Origin of the sequence: Marinoscillum sp. 108 (assembly GCF_902506655.1) — a bacterium.
In the GTDB taxonomy this organism is placed as follows: domain Bacteria; phylum Bacteroidota; class Bacteroidia; order Cytophagales; family Cyclobacteriaceae; genus Marinoscillum; species Marinoscillum luteum.
In genome coordinates, this window is record NZ_LR734817.1 from 176,579 (window position 1) to 195,875 (window position 19,297).

General features: G+C 46.4%; 21 protein-coding genes and 1 tRNA gene. 7 read left to right on the forward strand and 15 right to left on the reverse strand.

What is annotated here, in order from left to right; all coding sequences use genetic code 11:
* Positions 1–141: 141 nt before the first annotated feature.
* Complete coding sequence (locus GV030_RS18075) at positions 142–540, reverse strand: hypothetical protein (protein ID WP_159584765.1); 399 nt, start codon at positions 538–540, stop codon at positions 142–144.
* 48 nt (positions 541–588) lie between these two features.
* Entirely contained in the window at positions 589–1,158 is a 570-nt protein-coding gene (locus tag GV030_RS18080) for an RNA polymerase sigma factor (RefSeq protein ID WP_159584766.1), read from the reverse strand.
* Between the two features lie 121 nt (positions 1,159–1,279).
* Between GV030_RS18080 and GV030_RS18085 the strand changes: the two genes are divergently transcribed.
* The 5 genes from GV030_RS18085 to GV030_RS18105 all read left to right on the forward strand — a co-directional run bounded on the left by GV030_RS18085 (position 1,280) and on the right by GV030_RS18105 (position 5,132).
* Positions 1,280–1,897, forward strand: coding sequence for a hypothetical protein (locus GV030_RS18085; RefSeq protein WP_159584767.1), 618 nt, complete (start codon positions 1,280–1,282; stop codon positions 1,895–1,897).
* 70 nt (positions 1,898–1,967) lie between these two features.
* The gene (locus tag GV030_RS18090; protein WP_159584768.1) at positions 1,968–3,080 is read left to right on the forward strand and encodes a murein L,D-transpeptidase family protein; all 1,113 of its coding nucleotides are present in this window, start codon (positions 1,968–1,970) and stop codon (positions 3,078–3,080) included.
* On the forward strand, positions 3,077–3,769 hold the full coding sequence (locus GV030_RS18095; protein WP_159584769.1) for a L,D-transpeptidase: 693 nt from the start codon (positions 3,077–3,079) through the stop codon (positions 3,767–3,769). Before GV030_RS18090 ends, GV030_RS18095 begins: the two co-directional genes overlap by 4 nt.
* 1 nt (position 3,770) lies before the next feature.
* On the forward strand, positions 3,771–4,526 hold the full coding sequence (locus tag GV030_RS18100; RefSeq protein WP_159584770.1) for a hypothetical protein: 756 nt from the start codon (positions 3,771–3,773) through the stop codon (positions 4,524–4,526).
* 123 nt (positions 4,527–4,649) lie between these two features.
* Complete coding sequence (locus GV030_RS18105) at positions 4,650–5,132, forward strand: hypothetical protein (protein ID WP_159584771.1); 483 nt, start codon at positions 4,650–4,652, stop codon at positions 5,130–5,132.
* A gap of 10 nt (positions 5,133–5,142) precedes the next feature.
* Here GV030_RS18105 and GV030_RS18110 read toward each other — a convergent pair.
* A tRNA-Gly gene (locus GV030_RS18110) sits at positions 5,143–5,215 on the reverse strand.
* 130 nt (positions 5,216–5,345) lie between these two features.
* Here GV030_RS18110 and GV030_RS18115 point away from each other — a divergent pair.
* Positions 5,346–5,687: an HIRAN domain-containing protein gene (locus GV030_RS18115; RefSeq protein WP_159584772.1), complete on the forward strand. Its 342-nt coding sequence runs from the start codon at positions 5,346–5,348 to the stop codon at positions 5,685–5,687.
* Position 5,688: 1 nt separating this feature from the next.
* Here GV030_RS18115 and GV030_RS18120 read toward each other — a convergent pair whose 3' ends face one another.
* The 6 genes from GV030_RS18120 to GV030_RS18145 form a co-directional block, all read right to left on the reverse strand.
* On the reverse strand, positions 5,689–6,450 hold the full coding sequence (locus GV030_RS18120) for a LytTR family DNA-binding domain-containing protein (RefSeq protein WP_159584773.1): 762 nt from the start codon (positions 6,448–6,450) through the stop codon (positions 5,689–5,691).
* Positions 6,447–7,487: a sensor histidine kinase gene (locus tag GV030_RS18125; protein ID WP_159584774.1), complete on the reverse strand. Its 1,041-nt coding sequence runs from the start codon at positions 7,485–7,487 to the stop codon at positions 6,447–6,449. Before GV030_RS18125 ends, GV030_RS18120 begins: the two co-directional genes overlap by 4 nt.
* Positions 7,488–7,507: 20 nt before the next feature.
* On the reverse strand, positions 7,508–7,918 hold the full coding sequence (locus GV030_RS18130) for a hypothetical protein (RefSeq protein WP_159584775.1): 411 nt from the start codon (positions 7,916–7,918) through the stop codon (positions 7,508–7,510).
* Between the two features lie 138 nt (positions 7,919–8,056).
* The gene (locus tag GV030_RS18135) at positions 8,057–9,454 is read right to left on the reverse strand and encodes a serine hydrolase (protein WP_159584776.1); all 1,398 of its coding nucleotides are present in this window, start codon (positions 9,452–9,454) and stop codon (positions 8,057–8,059) included.
* Between the two features lie 212 nt (positions 9,455–9,666).
* Positions 9,667–11,661, reverse strand: a complete 1,995-nt coding sequence (locus tag GV030_RS18140) for an OmpA family protein (RefSeq protein WP_159584777.1) — start codon at positions 11,659–11,661, stop codon at positions 9,667–9,669.
* A gap of 194 nt (positions 11,662–11,855) precedes the next feature.
* The gene (locus GV030_RS18145) at positions 11,856–12,077 is read right to left on the reverse strand and encodes a hypothetical protein (protein ID WP_159584778.1); all 222 of its coding nucleotides are present in this window, start codon (positions 12,075–12,077) and stop codon (positions 11,856–11,858) included.
* Between the two features lie 115 nt (positions 12,078–12,192).
* On the opposite strand from GV030_RS18145, the gene GV030_RS18150 reads away from it, so the two are divergent.
* Positions 12,193–12,852: an NAD-dependent epimerase/dehydratase family protein gene (locus tag GV030_RS18150; RefSeq protein WP_159584779.1), complete on the forward strand. Its 660-nt coding sequence runs from the start codon at positions 12,193–12,195 to the stop codon at positions 12,850–12,852.
* Here GV030_RS18150 and GV030_RS18155 read toward each other — a convergent pair.
* The 6 genes from GV030_RS18155 to zwf form a co-directional block, all read right to left on the reverse strand.
* Positions 12,849–13,160: a rhodanese-like domain-containing protein gene (locus GV030_RS18155; protein ID WP_159584780.1), complete on the reverse strand. Its 312-nt coding sequence runs from the start codon at positions 13,158–13,160 to the stop codon at positions 12,849–12,851. The two genes, GV030_RS18150 and GV030_RS18155, sit on opposite strands and share 4 nt — an antisense overlap.
* A gap of 83 nt (positions 13,161–13,243) precedes the next feature.
* A complete protein-coding gene (locus tag GV030_RS18160) occupies positions 13,244–13,852 on the reverse strand; it encodes an intradiol ring-cleavage dioxygenase (RefSeq protein ID WP_159584781.1) in 609 nt (202 codons plus the stop codon).
* A 113-nt stretch (positions 13,853–13,965) separates the two neighbouring features.
* Complete coding sequence (locus GV030_RS18165) at positions 13,966–15,171, reverse strand: sensor histidine kinase (RefSeq protein ID WP_159584782.1); 1,206 nt, start codon at positions 15,169–15,171, stop codon at positions 13,966–13,968.
* Positions 15,172–15,174: 3 nt separating this feature from the next.
* On the reverse strand, positions 15,175–16,938 hold the full coding sequence (locus tag GV030_RS18170; RefSeq protein ID WP_159584783.1) for an FAD-dependent oxidoreductase: 1,764 nt from the start codon (positions 16,936–16,938) through the stop codon (positions 15,175–15,177).
* Between the two features lie 77 nt (positions 16,939–17,015).
* Positions 17,016–17,732 (reverse strand): 6-phosphogluconolactonase, encoded by a 717-nt coding sequence (gene pgl / locus GV030_RS18175; protein ID WP_255465543.1) that lies wholly within the window; start codon positions 17,730–17,732, stop codon positions 17,016–17,018.
* Complete coding sequence (gene zwf / locus GV030_RS18180; RefSeq protein WP_159584784.1) at positions 17,729–19,246, reverse strand: glucose-6-phosphate dehydrogenase; 1,518 nt, start codon at positions 19,244–19,246, stop codon at positions 17,729–17,731. Before zwf ends, pgl begins: the two co-directional genes overlap by 4 nt.
* Positions 19,247–19,297: the final 51 nt, after the last annotated feature.

Below are 19,297 nucleotides of genomic sequence, written 5' to 3' on the forward strand. Positions count from 1 at the left end.
TTCTTTTCATTATGTCAGTTTTCTCTTTGTAAAAGTTAGGACGAGAAATAACGATTAAGTCACACCTTTCGTGGATTTTTTTTCATCTTTATTTTTCCAAATAGATTACGGCGCTGACCTACTGTCCAGAACACCCCTTCATCAGAGCTTTCGCTCCTCCAAAACCTTACCCAACTGATCCACCATGAGCACATAGCGCTTGAGATTTGCATCCCTGATGATCACTTCGTATAAAAGCTGATTGCCTTCATTGATCAACACTGCGTTCATAATTTCGCCCAGTTGATCCATGTGGGTTTTGATGGCAACCGGCAGCAAATCGGGAGTCAGGTACATGGTGTACTTTTCCAGGAGGCCCTGCTGGTCAAACATCGCGATGTATTCGATATCCTCCTGGTAAAATATGGCCTCAAATTTCGCCTCCTTCTCCGACCAGTCGATGTTGATCGCTTTGGGGAAATTTCTGTCAAAAGTGAGTAAGCATGACTCTGGTGGGGTCGCTTCACTCCCGTCAATTACCTTTTTCAAAAAATCATCCATTGCCCTTACATTTCTTATAATGACGGAAATAACCAGGAAAGTAACCCATCATCCGTGCTTTAAATATTTTTGAGTGTACAAAAACACCACCCTGGTACGCGCCCTTTTTAACCGCATTTTAGCCGCATTCTCACTGATTCTCAGCGAAGTACTGATCTCCCTGATGGATAAGTCGTGTTGGTATTTCATCAGCAGCAGTGCCTTCTCCTCGGGGTGAATCTCCTCCATGATCAGTAGCAGATTCTCATAGGTGATTTCTGAGAGTGCCTCGTCGGACTCATCGATGATTTCAGGAATTTCATTTTCCTTGTTCCACTCAGGATAGTGCAGCTTCTTCTTTTCCCGCAGGTAGTCTATGCAGTGGTTGTAAGTAATGGAGTATAGCCAGGAAGAAAATGAGGACTTCTGCTTAAAAGATCCGATTTTCTCAAAAGTCTTGGAAAACACATCCTCTGCCAGCTCACGGGCCGTTTCCCGGTTTTTCACAAAGCTGTAACACTTGTCCAGCACCTTCTTATAATACCGCTCGTACAGCTCCTGAAAAAATCTGGAGGCATTCCCTTCCTTGAGCTTTTCTATCAGCTCTGCATCGGACCACGTTGCCAAATCGGTACTCATTGCCACTTTAAAAAATTTTCAAAAAAATAAATTTCATTTCTCAGTTACCTTATGCAGGTGGTGCGTCTCAATCTAAAATGAAATATAACATTTAATCTTTCACAAGAACAATTAGAAAAAAATGAAAAAGAATCAATATTTAAAAGCGTTTGCTGCATTCGGTCTGGCCGCTGTGTTATTCACTAGTTGTGGGGATGTACCACAGGCGGAAATTGACCAGGCTACTCTGGCTATCAATGAGGCCAAGGCAGCTGGTGCAGAAGTGTATGCAACTGAGAGCTATCTGGCTCTTGAGGACTCTATGAAAGCGGTGATAGAAACCGTAGAAGCTCAAAAGACTAAACTCTTCAAAAACTTCACGGCTTCAAAGGCAGGTCTGGCTTCTGTGGCACAATTGGCAACAATGGTGAAACAGGAAACAGAAACCACCAAAGAGGAACTTAAGAATCAGATTCAAGCGGAAATCGCTGAAGTGAAATCTCTGATAGAGGCTAATAAGCAGCTGATCACAGAGGCTCCAAAAGGTAAAGAAGGCACCACGGCCCTATTGGCCATACAGGGTGAACTCTCTACCATCGAAAGCACTGTTTCAGAATCCGGAAGCCTGTTTGAGAAAGGTGAGTATTTAGCAAGTCTGGACCTGACCAAAGCGGCCAAGGAAAAGGCAGCGGCTATCAACACCGAGTTGCAGGACGTGATCGCCAAATACAAAGCGAACACCAAAGCTAAAAGAGGTTAATAAAGTAAAAATTTGAGGTTTTCTCAACAGCGCTGGATGCTGTTGAGAAACCTCATTTTTTCAGCTCCTGATGTCAAAACCTCCACTCAAGTGGTCGATCACTGTACTTGTGATGCTTCTTACAGCCACCACCATCATTTTGTACCTCATCAAATCTCCCTCGCCAGAAGACCAACTGGGACTGGCCAGGCAGCATATTACCACTGCATTGAAGACCAACTCCGGTCTATATGCTCAATCATCCCTCGATGAAGCCACCAGGCTTTACGACTCAGCCATGACCCTATGGCAGCGGGAAAATGAAAGAATTTTTCTCTTTAGAAACTACGACCTCACCCGGACATATGCAGAGCGTGCGGCTCTATTGGCCATTACCTCTGTGAAAGAAATCCATGAGACCCAGGCCAAACTCAAATCTGAGGTTTCATTACAAATCAGTCAGATACAGGATCACCTGACCAGCTTCCAGGTGCTCTACCCCCACATCCCCCTGAAGGCGCAGCAAGTTTCAGACCTGGCCCTGGGAAAAATATTGTTTGATCAGGCCAAGAGCGCTTTTCAAAAAGAAAATTACCCCGAATCCAAACGCAAACTGGACAGTGCCGGTCTGCTGATCTATACGGTGACTACCTATGCCGAACAAACCATGGAAAACTACATGAAAGCTTTTCCTGAATGGAACCATTGGGTCAATACCACCATTGAAGAATCCAGAAAACAGAAAAAAACCTGCCTGATTGTAGATAAATATGCCCGCACCTGCCAGGTCTATAAAAATGGAAGGTTACACAAAACCTACACCTCAGAGCTCAGCTCCAACTGGATCGGGGATAAACACCACCAGGGCGATAAATCCACGCCGGAAGGAATCTACCGGGTAGTCAAAAAGAAAGCCGGCACTGACACCCGATACTACAAGGCCCTCCTGCTGGACTACCCCAATGAAGCGGATAAAATACGCTTTGCCCAAAATAAAAAAAATGGAGTCCTACAGCCCAGTGCGGCTATAGGAGGCCTGATAGAGGTGCATGGACATGGTGGTAAGGGCACCGACTGGACAGATGGATGTATCGCGCTCCAAAACGACGACATGGATGTTGTATTTGATCAGTGCCCTGTGGGTACCAGCATCGTCATCGTTGGGTCTCTTGTCCCTTTTCAAACTTTAATTTCCTCCAAATGACAGAAGAAATAGTACCAGAAATACCGGTAACAGTAGATCGCCGCAAAAGGGTGCTTACCTGGGCTGGCTATGGTCTGCTCACCTTTATCCTCCTACTCACACTCCCCTGGCTGATAGAGAAAAGTACGCTGGCCATCCTGAGTTCACCCCCGGCTAACGAAATGGAGGAAGCAGCCGTTTCAGACCTGACCCTCCAGCTGCAAAGTGATTTGGAGAAGCTGGAAAAGAAACTGGCCGGAAAAACCCCAAAAGGTGCCTACATGATCGTAAACACCGCTGCCAATACCTTCGCCCTTTATAGAGGGTCTGAGCTCATTCATGCTGATAAATGCAGTACCGGTAGTTATATTTTGCTGAAAAACGGTGACAATCAACAGTGGATGTTTAAAACTCCAAAAGGAGAGTTCAAGATCAGATCGAGAACCGTAGCACCTGTGTGGAAAAAACCAGACTGGGCCTTTGTGGAAGATGGTCTGCCTATCCCCTCTATGAACCACTCCTCCAGGTTTGAATATGGTGTACTGGGTGATTATGCTCTGGGCCTCGGCGATGGCTATCTCATTCACGGCACCCTTTATCAGCGATTTTTGGGGCTGCCCGTCACCCATGGATGTATTCGCCTCAATGACGCCAACCTGAAGCTGGCCTACGAATCACTGAAAACCGGCTCCAAAGTATATATCTACTAAGATGAAAATTACACTAGTGATCATCGGTTTCCTTTTGCTCGTCTTCCTGATCCAACTGGGTGTAGCCCCTGCGGGTGTGGCGCGCCAATGGCAGGAAAAGCTGGAGGCCAAAGACAGTCTGTACATGCAGAAGTATGATCCGGCCTATGAGCTATCAGAAGTAAGCAGTCTGGCCAGAAAAAAGGCCTTTCTGGAAGCCCAGCTCCAATTGGCCGAGGAGGATTCCATTCACCTGATCGTCAACCTACGTGATAGCTCCATTCACCTGGCCATCCATGGGGTGATCATTCATACATCCAAATTGCCCTCCATCGAAAATGATGCCCTACTGAAAAGTATACCCAATAGGCTATATCTGGGCCTCTTTTCTGATCCGGTACCCATTATCAGCATCCACTCCACCATCCTGAAGGAGCCGATCGTAGAACGACAGGCTCCAAAAGACCCGGTGGAGGCGGCCCTCAATGCTTACGAACCAGACACACTTATACAAAACCCGGCTTATATCAGGCTCAGGCTGGCACATGGGATTGATTTGATATTGGAGCAGCATCCTAATCCCACTTTTGCTGAACAATGGACAAGGTACAGGTTCAGGCAGGAAAACCGCCCTACAGTGACTAGCAGGCTACAAAGGATGGTCAGCCTGAAAGGACAGGAATACACGCCCGATATTCGACTGAAGCTGCCTGCCAATGACATCCGGGCACTCTACAGGGCGCTACCAGCGCAGCCTAAGGTAGTACTCTATTTCTGATCTGGATAGTCATAAATATTCACTGCTTAAATCAGTGACCTTGGGTGCATCCGATCGTCTAAATAAAAAAAGAACAACCTCCTGTTGCTGACAGGAACTCCTCAACCAACAATTCTCAACATTATGGACTCATTTAGCCTGATTATGGGCATCATCTTCGCATTGGCCATGTTTGGCCCAATCGCTTATCTGGTATGGGCCGGTCAAAGCCGAACCAAAAGAATGAAAAACATCTTAAAGAACCTGTCGCAGGACCACGCATTCCAATTTGCCATGCAGGAGGTCTGGGGGGACAAAGCATTGGCGCTGGACAGCATTCATAAGGTTTTTGTCTTCCAAAGCAGACAGACTGGCGCAGAGGTGAATAAAGTAATCGCTCTGGGAAATGCTACCTATTGTAAACTCGATAAGAAAAAAGACAAGGTTCAGATTTTGATCGGTATACAGGATATTTTGGGACTGTACACAGAAACCATCTCGATCTTCGACACTCAGTATGATGATCCTTCAGAAGCGGGTTTCCATGCCCTGCTGGGAGAAAAATGGAAAGAATCAATCAGGTCGGTGATCATGAGTGAGACCACTCGCCCTTCAAAAGCAGCCTGAGGTCCAAGAGAGCGGGTAACCGGTCTCGAACCGGCGACCTTCAGCTTGGGAAGCTGACGCTCTACCAACTGAGCTACACCCGCATTTTCACAATAAATATAAGGTGAGTGATGGATTCTGAGCAAGTGGTGGAGCTGGATTTATTTTCTCCGTGCGCGGGGTAGTTATGCAGGCCAGAAATGATTTTTTATCTTTGAAATCCTGAATCTCATCATGGCCAAAATCATTAAAATTCCATCAGCGTTTGTTTACGAATCCAAGGTCGTGGGGGTGTCTCATGCAAATGCGGATGGCACTTCCAGACAGGAGATCATCAGGCGCGAAGTAGCCGAGGATGATCCCCTTTTTCTGGAGCTGGAACCCGAAAATGAATTTGACCCTAATGCAGTAAAAGTTTTATCCAGGGAAAGAAATCAGATCGGGTACCTGAAAACCGAACTGGCAGAGCAGGTACGCTCCGCTTTGATCAATCAAACCACTATCTACACACGGGCACTATGGGTAAATGGAGAAAAAATGCTCGGAGTGGGCATCCGCATAGAGCTGGTAAGCTAGTCTACAAGTCCATCCAGCGTTTGAAATTGGCCACCCGCTCTCTGCTCACAATCACCTCATCGTCTGCATGGGGGTCAAGCTTCAATACCAATCTGCTATTGAAGTAACTGTGGATTTCTTTGATCGCCGGTAATGAAATGATCAATTTCCTGTTGATCCTGAAAAAATCCAGTGGGTTGATCAACTCCTGCAGCTGATCCAGGCTCTGATCCATAGGCCATTTATCACCGCTCCGGGTCACCAGGCAGGTGAGATCATTCTGCGAAACAAAGTAGGCAATATCTTCCACGGTAAAGGGTTGAAACCGATCCCCTAACTTGACCAAAAAACGCTTCTTATAGCTTCCTGAAAGCATACGACTCACCTGACCAAACTGATCTTTGACCTCAGGGCTGACTGTTCGCTCACCATACTTTTTGAACTTCTCCAGTGCATTCTCCAGCTCGGCCCTGTCGATGGGTTTCAGGAGGTAATCGATGCTGTTGTATTTAAAAGCCTTCACCGCATATTCATCATAGGCCGTGGTGAAAATCACCGGGCAACTGATCAGGTCATCCGCCAGTAGATCAAAGCCCACGCCATCATTTAACTGAATGTCCAGGAGGATCAGATCCGGAGAAGAATTATCCTTGAGCCACTGAATGGTGGACTCCACCGAATCCAGAAGAGCCACCACGGAATATTCGGGAGAAAGCTCCTGCACCAATACCTTGAGCCGTTCTGCCGAAAGGCGCTCATCTTCCACTATGGCTATATGAATCATGTAAGTCTAAATCTGGATAGTATGGGCATTTTAACAGTGAAGGTCTGGTCATTTTCGATCACGATGACCGATTGTTCGGATTGCAGATCATACTGACTTCTGATGTTTTCCAAACCAACCTTGGTCGATACTACCTCTGCACCCTTTTTACTCACCTGATTTTGAACCACCAAATAGTCACCTTCGGTGAAGATATGAATGCGCAATGGTTCGCTTTTAGAAAACCGGTTGTGCTTCTCGGCATTTTCTACGAGCATCTGCAGGGAGAGAGTGGGCACAAAAAAGTTGTTTTTGGACGGGTCTACATCAATACTGACCTCAATGCGCTCCTCATGGCGCACCCTCAGTAAAAACAGATAATGATCAAGTATTTCAAGCTCCTTTTCCAGCGTACTCATAGACTCTTCCCTACTTTCCAGAATGTATCGATACATCTTTGAAAGTCTGGACAAAAACTCTTCAGCCTGAGCAGGGTTGACATGGATAAGTGACTGAAGTACGCTAAAGGAATTGAACAGAAAATGTGGTTTGATCTGATTTTTCAGATTTTGATATTGACTCTGAAGTAGCTCTTTCTGTACGAGCGCCTTGTCTTGTTCCAGCTGACGACTTTGCACGGCATTGAGCTGGATAATCCGGGCAGCAATGATGAGCCAGGCAAATATCTGGCCCTGCCCGATTTCCTTATAAATGGCCTCCTCATACACCGGACAGTTGAGGCTTGGTTTGATATAAAACTCAGAAATACCACTCGCCGTGACTACCAATGGAAAAGTAAGAAGGGTAAGTATGAGGATGGCTTTCAATAAGTCTCCGGAGCGTGAATAGTCGTACTTCTTCCTTTCAAAATAGAGAAATACCCGATCCAAAACCTCCCAAAGGAACAGCACTACCCCTACGGTATAGACCAGCAGTATCTTATCGATCAGCTCAAAAACAAAAAACTCGCTGAGAATCTCAGAATGACCCAGCCGCAAGAAAAAGAAGATGAGTACTCCAGCCGAAATTCTAAAGCCATACCGTTTAGCCCAGTTCATGGATTGAATTTACAACAAAATTACTGATCCACAGAAGCCAGCGATTCCCCATCTGTCATCTTCACAGACAGTGCCTTTGAAGTGAGGTATCTTCTGTTGGGACCTGAACCTTTGATAATCAAAAGGTGCGTACCCTCCAGGAGTGTAGTGGGTGTCAGCCTGAGCAAATAAGTATCTGCCTGGTCAGTAGCTGAGACACTTGCATGCAAGCCTTCCATTTCCTGAACCACCGGTGTTTCAAATTTTGTTTTTCTGTCTGCTTTGGAACGTACGATAGTGAGTGTAGTTTCAAAAGTCTCACCTGGCACCAGTTGCACCTTATCAGCATCCACTCTGATCACAGCACCGGTCTTTGGGAGGTCCTGAGCATTCGAAAAAGTGAAGGCGAATACGGCAACGAGAGCCAATAAAATGCGTGAATAGTTTTTCATAACGTTGTTGGGATTTGGTTATGATTTAAAACACGCACCTGACCAACCAGAGTTAGTCGTTGACCGGTGAACTGTCGATATTCTTAGGTGAGTCGTCCGATTATCTCTCTCAACTTGCCATCACAAAGGAGGGCCCAATCAATTCACCGCCGGAATGATGAAGTTTTTCATCATGTCATCCGACTGAGTCACATACAAAGGCCACTTCAGGTACAGCCCCTGAGTGATCACAACCACCATATCGAGGCTTGGAAATACATTGATGTAATTGCCACCATCGCCATCCGCCGAGAGGTACTCGGTGTCTGCCAGGTTTCTGATCCAGAAGTGGTAGCTATAGTCTCCTGATGTGGTTTGCTCTTTCACCTGAAAGCATTCGCTTACCCAACTGGCTGGGATCACTTGTTCGTCGTTCCACCGGCCATTGTTGAGATAGGTAATCCCGATCTTTAGCATGTCCCTGGGACGAATGAACATACGAGCGGATCCCTCCGGATACCCATCCGGCTGCGACTGCCACTTATAATCCCGGATGCCTAGTTTTTGATAAAAGTTGGCGTCTGCCCACTCCCGTACACCGCCATCCACCATTTCATCCACGGCTTTCAGCATCAGATTGGGCAGGGCGCTGTTGTACCTCCACTCCGAGCCCGCACCAGCATTTGAGCGGCTCAGCACAAAATCACCAAAATCATCAGACTTCCACAGCCTGGCCAGGTCAGTATCTCCCCATTCATCCCATTGAAAACCTGCAGTCATCGTGAGGCAGTCTTCGAAATTTAAAGCCGCTTTATTAGGGTCTTCAAAATACACTGCATACTGGGGTAGAAAATCCGAAATCTTATCCTCTACGGAATGTCCATATTGATTCAGTGCCATGCCCACTAGAGTGGAGGTAAATGTTTTATTGACAGAAGCCACGTAATGTTTGTCTTTTCTTGACCATTGGATGGGTGCCGGACTGCGATCAACAGCTATGTCGTTTTCAAACTGAATGGTGTCATTATTTCCAAAAAGATACTCCTCCAGCACCAGCATGTCGTTGTGGTAAACCAGGACACTATGAATCTCTTTGTAACCATCGCCCTGCACCTTCTCCATGAGGTTCTGAACCAGCTGCCGATCCATATTAGCATCCTTCAGGGTACCAGTGGCAATGCCATCATTCAACTGTACAGGTGGGTAATAGAAATAGGTAGGAATAGCGAGAGGCGCCATCTCCACCTGGGTCTTTTTTCCACGGCGCACATTCAGTTCCCTCGGTCTGTAATCAGAATGACTCACTGCAATGGCATAGTCACCAGAGCCGTCACTTACATCTTCGAGTAGCTTCACTTCATCATTGGAAAATTGAAAAGATCCATTTGCTCCCGTGGTGGTCTCAGGGCCATTTTCGAGTACAAATACTCTGGCATTGGCTATCGGCTCATTTGTATAAGCATCAATCAACTGACCAGAAAGAAGCGTGTCATTGTCGTTTTGATGGCAGCTGACCACTACAATGAGGGTCAAAACGATCAGTAAGGGTGATTTCATCAGGTTGGATTTAAGGTTTCGTCAGTACAAACCCATTGTGAAAAAATTAAAACACAACAGGCCTAAGCAATGATGAAAAAATATTCGCTGAAGTCGTCCATTCGGTACCTCAACATTAATACATCACACCGACCCTCGCACTACATCATTGATTCATCATAGCGTCCAAAAAACATTCTCAAATTCCTTAAAAGCACTTTTCTGTTTTTCTTTCAATTAGCAACCAATCCTGCACTGGAGGAGCTGATCAGCTTGATTTCCACCCTGCGATTCAGCAGACTCTCTCCTTCTGTATCCTCCAGAGGGTTCTCTTCACCCAGGGCATTGACCTTCAACTGATCCGAGGACACACCCTCCGCAACGAGAAAATCCATCACAGCACTGGCACGTTTGAGGGCCAGCAATTTATTATAATCGTTCGCTCCTACTTTATCTGTGTAGCCTTCCAGTGCAAGCTTCAGACTCGGGCGATCCTTTATTTCATTCGCAAACAGTCGCAAAGTGCTTTTGTACTGTTCTGTAACCACTGACCGGTCAAATTCAAAATGAACGATCGGAATGGGAATTTCAGCGATGGGTTCTTCCTGATTCTCAGGCTTATGTACCCTCATGGTGGCCAGCAAGGGCTTAGCCATATCCCCCGGCACCAGACGTTCAGGATCAACATTGAAATCATTGAGCATTTCTATCGCTATTTGTTGCTCCTGCACCTCATCTCCATTCACTCCCTCTTTATTCACCCGCAGCTGTACCACATTATCGTTATGATCCTGCAGCAACACTTTTATGACCTGCTGCTGCGCGTACACCAGCTGGCTTTGGTAAGTGACACTTAGCTTGAAAACAGTCTCAATAGGAACCAACATAGCATACCTTCCCATCTCATCGGTAGTGGCGGTGTAGGTACTGTCCGGCCCTTCCACCATCACCTCTGCTCCGGGTAGGGCTTCGTCAGACTCATCATCCACTACCTGGCCAGTAATTCTTACTTTATTAAAAAGGAATACCCGGTAGATGTCCATATTGCCATAGCCTCCGGTACGACCAGATGACAGATAGGCTATTTTACCGAATACATTGAAATAGGTATCATCTGAAGGTGAATTGATGGGGTGCCCAAGATTTTCGGGTTTGCTCCATTTTCCAGTCACTCGATCATACCTGCTCCTGAAAATATCATAACCTCCGGTAGAATTATGCCCTCTGGAACTGAAATAGAGTTCTCCATTAGCAGCCATGTACGGAGAGTCATCATTGTAAATGGTATTAAGCTCCTTTAGCGGGGTGGGTTCGTTCCATGAGCCATCTGCACCTTTGGTTAGTTGATACAGGTCCAGATTTCCGTTTGCCGAGTAGAAGTTGGTAGCATAGTAAATGGTATCAAAAGTTTCGTTAATGGAGCAATGAGTCTCAGCACTACCCAGCCGATTCAACATATTGAGTGACTTGGGCATAGACCACTGACCGTCCCGAAGCTCAGATAACAAGAGGTCTTCATCGTGGTAGGTCACCAATTTGGTATCGTGATCAAAAAGCTGCACAGTGGCATCGTGATGTTTCTTCGAAGACTGTCTGTCAAATTGCTGAGGGTTTTCCCACAAACCCGTTTCATCCAGGGTAGCCTTCAGGATTTGCTCATAGGCCAGCCCATCGGTAGCCATATCGTCCATTTCAGCTCTCCTTACGGTATAGACTACCGATTTCTGATCTTTGGTGATCACGGCATTGTATTCATGACCTTCTGAGTTGATCGTTGGGCCCAGATTTTGAACCACCACATCTTTTCTATTCAGATAGATGGATTCATAAGCGTTCATATGGATAGTGAGTAGCTCCAGCTCTTCCTGAGATAATAGAGTAGTATCCACTTGTCCCCAGGCACTTTGAGCGGCCTTCAAAGAGTCATTCTGTAAATAAGCCAGGGTGAGATAGTAAGGATACTTTTCATCCACTGATGGAGAAGATTTCTTGAGGGCAGCCAGGGCCTCCTCCTGACGATAGCTCTGAAGCAAGCTAACGCCTCTGTAATACTGAAGTGCTTCATGCTCTTCTTCTTTAGGCTGATCTATGGCGTCTATCATGCGCAGCGCCTTAGCATATAAGCCCGCATTTATGGTCTTTTTGATTCGTTTCAGCTTTTGGGCTCCGGCATCCTGTATAACAAGAGTAAGGACGAAAGCAAGAAGTAGGGCGTATCGGCTTTTCATAGGACCTGATTTTTTTTGAAATCAAATATTCCCTCATTAACTCACTAATAGCGTGAATTTTAGGTGAATGAACCTAAAAACCAGTTGGATAGACCGGGAAATTCCTTCGAGCTCCAAAAAAGCCCTTTTGCTCTGCTGATGGTGCCCTTTCTATTTAGGATCTGCCTCTACAAAAAATCCAAGAAGGGAATCTACTAATCCTGAACCACTACCAGCTCTGGGCTGCCCTCTCCCAAAAGAGTTTGCAATCTAAAAAGCATTCTATCCAGAGTATGCTGGCATTGAGGACCGTTCAGAATGAGTGTTTTGGGGATAGGCTGGCCCGCTCTTTTCATTTTACGAATTAGCTGGAGTCCCTGAATAGGGTGATCACACTGGATTAAGGCATTTCGGGTATTTCTACTGTTTGTTCTCATAACTGAAGATTTATATTTTACTACTCAAACGGGGTGAGTACCAATAACCCTACCAAATGCATCAATCTTATCCGAAAATCTAAATCCAACTAAGAAATGCTCTATTATTGGCTCTATGAAAAGAATCATTATCACTGGGGCCACGGGTATGATCGGGGGGATCGTATTGAGAGAATGCCTCAACTCAAGCGAGGTGAAATCGGTCACTTCCCTGGTCAGAAAGTCCTCCGGCTTCAGTCATCCGAAGCTTACGGAAATTGTCCATCAGGATTTTATGGATCTTTCTTCAGTATCCCAATATTTTCGAAATCAGGATGTGGCCTACTACTGTCTGGGCGTATATACCGGTCAGGTGCCCGATGATGAGTTCAAAAAAATCACCGTGGACTATACCAGGATTTTTGCGGACCTTGTCTACCAGAACAACCCAAAAATAACATTTTGCTTCCTCAGTGGAGCCGGTGCAGATCCTAAAGAAGAAAGCAAAATGTCTTTCGCAAGGTATAAGGGCATGGCCGAAAACTACCTGATCAGTAAAGCCTCCGGGCCATTGTATCTATTGAGACCCGCCTACATCTATCCTGTGGAGCCACGCGATGAACCTAACTTTAGTTATCGACTGATGCGCAAGCTTTACCCACTGCTCAAGCTGGTATACCCAAGCGGAGCCATCACTTCTGAAGAGCTTTCTGGGGCTATTTTTAATCTTGGATTTTCCGAAAATGGAAGTGGGGTAACCATATTGGAAAACAAGGAGATCAAACAGCTGACTTAGTTCGAGTAGAGCCTGTCTACCTTCGTCCAACTCCCGCCATTGGCACATTCAATCCCTGCGGATTTTAATATCCCTTTGGCCTGACCACTGCGCATGCCTGAAGCACAGCAGAGAATCACCGGCTTGTTCAGTCTTTTGATTTCCTGGGTTTTGGATCCTATATTTTGTAGCGGATAGTTTTTTGCACCTTTTACATGTCCGTTTTTGAACTCTCCGGGTGTACGTACATCGATCACCACTGCACCATTATCTTTTAAAGCCTGAAGTTCTTTTGACCCTCCGCCAAACAAGCTGCTTAGTATTCCCATTGTTGTATTGTATTTTGAATGAGCAACAAAAGTATAGAGATATAGCCTGTCCAAAAGTGACTTTTGTTACACAGGCTGAGCATCTAATACCCCGGAATATTTAACCCCAAAATGATATCCCTCTGCGCGAGGAGCATTCCGTTTTCCATTTTCAGTGCTACGATCCCCGATCCGGCCCTTCTCTTATCCTGTGCCCTGAGTGTGGGTGTCAGATTGGGATCATCATCAAAATAGAAATCATCAATAAAATAATCAGTATAGCCTGGTGGCTTCACCGTGGCATGTATATGCTGTGGAATAGTGGTATTGGGATAGGAAGCTGGTCTAAAGGTATAAAAGGTATACTTTCCGTCACTTCCAGTCTTGATCCAACCCCTGTGCTGGCCGTGCCTTCTTTCCCAACCTTGAGCATCCGTGCTGGCCCGATAGATCCCCCGCTCGTCTGTCTGATAGATATAAAGTATCACGTCTTTGGCAGGTGTCACTCCATCATTGTGATAAATAACCCCTGTGACTTTCATCTTTGCCGCTGACTGTTCAAACCCGGGTATGGTGTCTACACTATTGAGTAACCGACTGCCATATTCGTAAAGGGCTTCACAGCCCTCACACCTACCGCCCACCTGCTTGTCTTGTGCAGATGTGCAGGAGATTTGAAATAGGACGATCAATAAAATGATGATATTTTTCATATAATATTTCTTTGATCCTACTCAATGAACGAGGTTTCCCTCGGTTGGGGTCATTTCATTTGATCGACCACCCTGAATCGTAGGTGAATGGTAAGAAACCCTCGCTGATGGTGCTAGCTGTAAAAAGGAGCTTTGACTGTCACCTCCACACCGCAATTTTCCGAAGAGCTAAAATTGATCTCCCCCTGAATGCTGGCGGTGCGCTCCCGCATATTTCTCATCCCCTGACCATCCTTCAAGAGTTGCTCCGAGTTCATCCCCACCCCATCATCTTTAAAGTACATCGTTAGGAGATTGGAAGAGAAAATGAGCTTCACATGCAAATGAGCCGCCTGCGAATGCTTGATCACATTATTGATCACCTCCTGGGCAATCCGGTATAACACAAATTCTGTTTTGGAATTGAGTTTCTGTACTTCGCCCTGTACCTCCAACTTGGTTTTAAGGGCACCTATCCCTGAGATGGTTTCCATGTCTACTTTCAGTGAATTGAGGAGTGAGAAGTTGGTGATATTTTCCTCATTCAAGGTGCTGGAGATATCTCGGAGTTTGTCAATGGCCTGACTGAGAAGTTCCATAGAGTTTTTCACCCGCTCTCGCTCATCATCAGGCACCAGATCAAAAGTGGAAAGATTCAACTTAGCCAGAAAAAGCGTCTGCCCCACATTATCGTGGATCTCCTGAGAGAGCGCATAGAGGGCGGTTTTCTTTTTCTCCTCTGCCAACAGGATGTTCTTTTGAGCCAGTTTCCGGAGTGCCGTATTTTTCCCGTTTTCAAACACCAGAGCCACCACGAAAATGATAATCACCAGGCCGAAAAATGTATTGGCTATGAAGAAATTTGACCACTCGGCATCATAGTCCACGGGAAATTCATATCCATTTTTGGCCATCAGGGCAAAAACCACCACCATAGCAGCATTAATAAACATCCAGACAAATCCAGATCGCTTACCAGCCATCAACAACGCTACAATAGGCGAAGATGCCAGCCAGACAATGACCGGAGAATAAAAACCACCCGAGTAGTAGGTACACCCCACTACGCCAAACACGCCAAACAGTACATACAGATTGGATACCAGCCATAAAGGCCAGTCCAACCGGATGGCAAATGCCTGTAACAGATGGGCCCCGGCTGTAATCGCCATGATGCGCATCCCCATCTCAAAACCTATGGTAGATGATAGACTGATGTAATTCAGGTCGAACAGAAATGTGACTATCACAAAATAGGTCACCAGTTTATATTGTCGGTGTTCCTCAGCATTCTCCTGTCGCTGGCGGGGAATGAAAAAATTGATGAATTTTGAAATCATAGGTTATAGGTATTTGTGTTTTCCGAGCAATCGCAGCAACCAACTGGCGGGAAGGGCATACCATTTTATCCGGGGTTTCCCCCATTTCAAACCTTGTTTGTATCGTTTTTCATCCAGCCACTTATAATACAGTAGCCAGGTGGGTTCTTTGAATTCCCAAAGTGAGCAAAGGGGCACCCGCTCACCGGACTGTGCAATGATCCCATTGACTGCACGGCGGGCAGTCTCGTTAGCGGCCTCCATGGTGGCCAGATTGGTAACACTCCGCACATAGTCAGAGGCTAAAAAAAGGTTGGGAATGGCCGTATAAGATTCGGGCCGGAGCGACCAGGAGCCCACTTCATTGACCAAGAGTGGTTCGTCATTTTCAGTCACCAAGCTGGAGCCATATTTAGCCGGCTTGTTCAATTTTGGATTGCTGGAGGGGCCCTCCTTAAAAAAGCTTTTATCAAAAATGATGGCCTCATCTATGTACACATAGGCCACATTATCATCCTGCAGCAGTTCCTCCTCCACATTGAAGTTTTGTTTCATTTGAGTCCACACCTCCAGAATCACTTCTTTCACCGTACAGTCCTTTGCCGGTTTTCCAAAAACCACTCCAGGGGCATCCCAGTCGGACACATCGATAGACAGCACTCCGTTCACCTCAGAGTCCCCATACTCCTCCCAGCGATAATCGGCCCAAAATTGAGCTTGTGAAATCACCGTGAGGGCCCAGGGTGAATCTGCGAGAATAATGTGTCCCGCATTGATTTTCACATCTTCTTTCAGAAAATACTGTATCCCATTCATCCAGGCCACCTGGCTACTCAGTTTTTTGAGATTGGCAAGTCTACCATCCAGGTGGATCAGTTCAGGTGTGGCCAGCACCTTGGCGGCACGCTCCACTGGCAGGGCACAGAGGTAATAATCAGCAGTTTTGGTCTGCAAGTCACCATTTTCAAGGATTTCCACACCAGCGATTTCCTTCCCTCGGGTTTTGACTGAGACCACTGTTGTTTTAAAATGATAGTCAACACCCTGCTTTTTGAGGTAATCCAACCATGGGTAGAGCCACTTCTCATTGGTAGGGCCATCCAGTATTCTGTCGCTGATTTCATGCGGTTTTCCAAACCCAAAAATCATTTGCATCAGAATATTTCCATTGGTGAAAGTATTGGCCTTTTTGGCCTTGGCGGCCACAAGCGTTCTGGTAAGTCCGTCTACAAACAACTCACGATATGCGGGGCTATACTTATCCGCTTCGCAATAGTCCCACCAGCCGATCTGCTCATACTCCTCAGACCGCCTCCGTTTGGAGCTGGTCATCAGCTGCCATATTTTACCCAGAATAACCTTGCTTTCGCCTTCTTCCAGACCGGTATCGGCATGCAGTGCCTCCACGATGAGCCGGAGATCTGCCAGTGAATTGGGGAAACCGCTGGGCATCTGAATTGGCTTTTTGCCAGCGCGCGCCAGCATCATGATGGGGGCCTCTATGAGGTTGTCGGCAGTACTTTTTTGAGTGCCATCACCCGAGGGGGTGCGCTTCATGGTATCAATAAGGTGCCTATAAAATCCGGGAAAGAATCGAAAGCCATGCTCTCCCGAGAGGTCTTTATTGTTTCCCTGTGTGAACTCAGGAAGAGGGATGGATCGAGCCTTCCCCCCTGGCAGGTGCTCTTGTCTTTCGTAGACTGTGACCTGAAAACCTTTTTCTATGAGCTCATGTGCGGCACTCATTCCGGCCACACCACCGCCCAAAATAATTACACTTTTTTTCATCGCTGGTTTGATCAGACAGTGCCTCAGGGGCACCGTCTCTTCATCCAGTCAATTTAAATAAAATTAGCGGGTCAATTTTATTTCCCTACAGCGGCTTCATCTAAAAACCAGACCAGACTACCCTGCACAGGGCTAATATGGGCTGCGGGATAGGATTCCCATTCACCTGTTTTATTGAAGATTTCAGATACTTTCTCTTTCTTTCCTGCTCCTGTTACCAGAAAGACTACCTCATGCGCCGCGTTGATCACTGGCCCGGTGAGGGTCACTCTCTTCTGACCAGAATCAGGATGAACCGCCACCCGACACACTTCCTCAGAGCTCAAAAGCTCCATCTGATGTGGGAATATGGAAGCCGTGTGACCATCCTCTCCCATGCCCAAAATGATGAGATCAAAAACGGGAAGTCCTTTATGTGTAGGCAGATACTCCAGTAGCTCCTGACCATAGCGTTCAGCTTCTCTCTCCGGATCGTTTTCACCCAACACCCGGTGGACATTTTCCTGCGGGATGGGGATGTAATCGAGCAGGCGCTCTTTGGTCATTTTGAAGTTACTTTCTGCATCTTCAGGCGACACACAGCGCTCATCACCCCAGTAGAAATGAATTCCGTCCCACAACGGTGAGTCCCGGTACTTCGCCGCCAGGTAATCAAACAGCATTTTTGGGGTGGAGCCACCCGAAAGTGCACAATGAAATACTGACTTCTCACCAGCCTCTTTCATCAAGTAATCACCAAACGCCTCTGCTGTTTCTTTAGCCGTGGCAAAAATTTCCTTACGTTCTTTCATCATAGCTCACAAAATATTCCATCATCGGCCAGGTTTTTACAAGGGTATCTCCAGGCCATATTTTTCCCTTCTATCAGGTCATCTACATTCTCAGGCCCCCAGGTACCTGCCGGATATCCGTAAATAGGTATGGTAGGATCCTCTTTCCATGCTTTCAGTATAGGGTCAATAAACTCCCATGCAGCTTCGACACTGTCGCCTCTTGCGTACAGTGTGGCATCTCCCTGCATGCAGTCCAGCAGCAGACGTTCATAGGCATCCGGCACATAGGCATCCGTCAGCTCAGAGTATTGAAAGTCCATATTGACGTTTTTCACCTTAAAACCGGCCCCAGGGACCTTCATCCCAAATTTGATCAGAATTCCCTCGTCCGGTTGTATCCTGATCACCAGCATGTTTTGGGCATTCACCTCGGTCTGGTTCATGAAAAGGTGATGATGGTTGGGTTTGAAGTGGATCACCACTTCGGAAACCCGGGTGGGCAATTTTTTACCCGAACGAATGTAAAAAGGTACACCAGCCCAACGCCAGTTGTCAATAAAAAACTTGAGCGCAACGAAGGTCTCAGTTCTCGATTCCGGATTCACTCCTTCCTCCTCCCTGTAGCCTTTCACGCTTTCACCCTTTATGGTACTGGCCAGGTACTGGCCACGCACCACGTCGTTGCGAATATCGTCTTTGGTCATTGGGCGCAATGACTGAAAGACCTTGAGTTTCTCGTTTCGGATATTATGTGCATCGGATTTTACGGGAGGCTCCATGGCCACCAGGCCAATGAGCTGGAGGAGGTGATTCTGCACCATGTCCCGCATAGCCCCGGATCCATCATAATAGCCACCCCGCTTCTCCACTCCTACGGACTCGGCTGAAGTGATTTCCACCCGATGGATGTAGTTTCTGTTCCACAGAGGTTCAAAAATACTGTTCGAAAAACGCGTGACCAGCAGGTTTTGTACCGTTTCCTTCCCCAGGTAATGGTCAATCCTGTAGATCTGGTTTTCATGATAGTCCTCTAGCAAACTTTTGTTCAAGGCCCTGGCAGACTCCAGATCATAACCAAATGGCTTCTCGATGATCACCCGCGTCCACCCATTGGTTTCCTTGTTGAGACCTACGCTCGCTAAGTGTTTTGGGATGACGGAATACAGGCTCGGTGGCACCGAAAGATAAAAAATGGCATTGCAATTGGTCCCATGATATCCATCGATAGAATAGAGGCGCTCGGCCAGTTTTTTATAATCCTCAGCGTCAGAAGTATCCATGGAGTGATAGTGTACCAACTGAGCAAACTCATCCAGGGAGTCATCTCCGTTCTTCTTCAGATGTTCGTTTTCGAAAACCGCCTTTTTTCGAAAAGTATCATTGTCATAAGCCGAGCGGCCTACCCCCACAATAGCATACTTTTCCGGTAAATATTTCTTCTTATAGAGGTTATAAATTGCCGGGATCAACTTTCTGGCAGTGAGGTCGCCGGATGCGCCGAAAATTACCAGAATCTGATTATCATTATTTACCATTTCTTTCGAATATCTATAGGGAAGTATTTAATTTCAAGTGGTCAAATGACA

What these genes read in the sequence shown, in the direction of transcription:
- GV030_RS18075 (WP_159584765.1), bottom strand. Translation starts at nt 540, where the DNA reads ATGGATGATTTTTTGAAAAAGGTAATTGACGGGAGTGAAGCGACCCCA.
- GV030_RS18080 (WP_159584766.1), bottom strand. Translation starts at nt 1,158, where the DNA reads ATGAGTACCGATTTGGCAACGTGGTCCGATGCAGAGCTGATAGAAAAG.
- GV030_RS18085 (WP_159584767.1), top strand. Translation starts at nt 1,280, where the DNA reads ATGAAAAAGAATCAATATTTAAAAGCGTTTGCTGCATTCGGTCTGGCC.
- GV030_RS18090 (WP_159584768.1), top strand. Translation starts at nt 1,968, where the DNA reads ATGTCAAAACCTCCACTCAAGTGGTCGATCACTGTACTTGTGATGCTT.
- GV030_RS18095 (WP_159584769.1), top strand. Translation starts at nt 3,077, where the DNA reads ATGACAGAAGAAATAGTACCAGAAATACCGGTAACAGTAGATCGCCGC.
- GV030_RS18100 (WP_159584770.1), top strand. Translation starts at nt 3,771, where the DNA reads ATGAAAATTACACTAGTGATCATCGGTTTCCTTTTGCTCGTCTTCCTG.
- GV030_RS18105 (WP_159584771.1), top strand. Translation starts at nt 4,650, where the DNA reads ATGGACTCATTTAGCCTGATTATGGGCATCATCTTCGCATTGGCCATG.
- GV030_RS18115 (WP_159584772.1), top strand. Translation starts at nt 5,346, where the DNA reads ATGGCCAAAATCATTAAAATTCCATCAGCGTTTGTTTACGAATCCAAG.
- GV030_RS18120 (WP_159584773.1), bottom strand. Translation starts at nt 6,450, where the DNA reads ATGATTCATATAGCCATAGTGGAAGATGAGCGCCTTTCGGCAGAACGG.
- GV030_RS18125 (WP_159584774.1), bottom strand. Translation starts at nt 7,487, where the DNA reads ATGAACTGGGCTAAACGGTATGGCTTTAGAATTTCGGCTGGAGTACTC.
- GV030_RS18130 (WP_159584775.1), bottom strand. Translation starts at nt 7,918, where the DNA reads ATGAAAAACTATTCACGCATTTTATTGGCTCTCGTTGCCGTATTCGCC.
- GV030_RS18135 (WP_159584776.1), bottom strand. Translation starts at nt 9,454, where the DNA reads ATGAAATCACCCTTACTGATCGTTTTGACCCTCATTGTAGTGGTCAGC.
- GV030_RS18140 (WP_159584777.1), bottom strand. Translation starts at nt 11,661, where the DNA reads ATGAAAAGCCGATACGCCCTACTTCTTGCTTTCGTCCTTACTCTTGTT.
- GV030_RS18145 (WP_159584778.1), bottom strand. Translation starts at nt 12,077, where the DNA reads ATGAGAACAAACAGTAGAAATACCCGAAATGCCTTAATCCAGTGTGAT.
- GV030_RS18150 (WP_159584779.1), top strand. Translation starts at nt 12,193, where the DNA reads ATGAAAAGAATCATTATCACTGGGGCCACGGGTATGATCGGGGGGATC.
- GV030_RS18155 (WP_159584780.1), bottom strand. Translation starts at nt 13,160, where the DNA reads ATGGGAATACTAAGCAGCTTGTTTGGCGGAGGGTCAAAAGAACTTCAG.
- GV030_RS18160 (WP_159584781.1), bottom strand. Translation starts at nt 13,852, where the DNA reads ATGAAAAATATCATCATTTTATTGATCGTCCTATTTCAAATCTCCTGC.
- GV030_RS18165 (WP_159584782.1), bottom strand. Translation starts at nt 15,171, where the DNA reads ATGATTTCAAAATTCATCAATTTTTTCATTCCCCGCCAGCGACAGGAG.
- GV030_RS18170 (WP_159584783.1), bottom strand. Translation starts at nt 16,938, where the DNA reads ATGAAAAAAAGTGTAATTATTTTGGGCGGTGGTGTGGCCGGAATGAGT.
- pgl (WP_255465543.1), bottom strand. Translation starts at nt 17,732, where the DNA reads ATGATGAAAGAACGTAAGGAAATTTTTGCCACGGCTAAAGAAACAGCA.
- zwf (WP_159584784.1), bottom strand. Translation starts at nt 19,246, where the DNA reads ATGGTAAATAATGATAATCAGATTCTGGTAATTTTCGGCGCATCCGGC.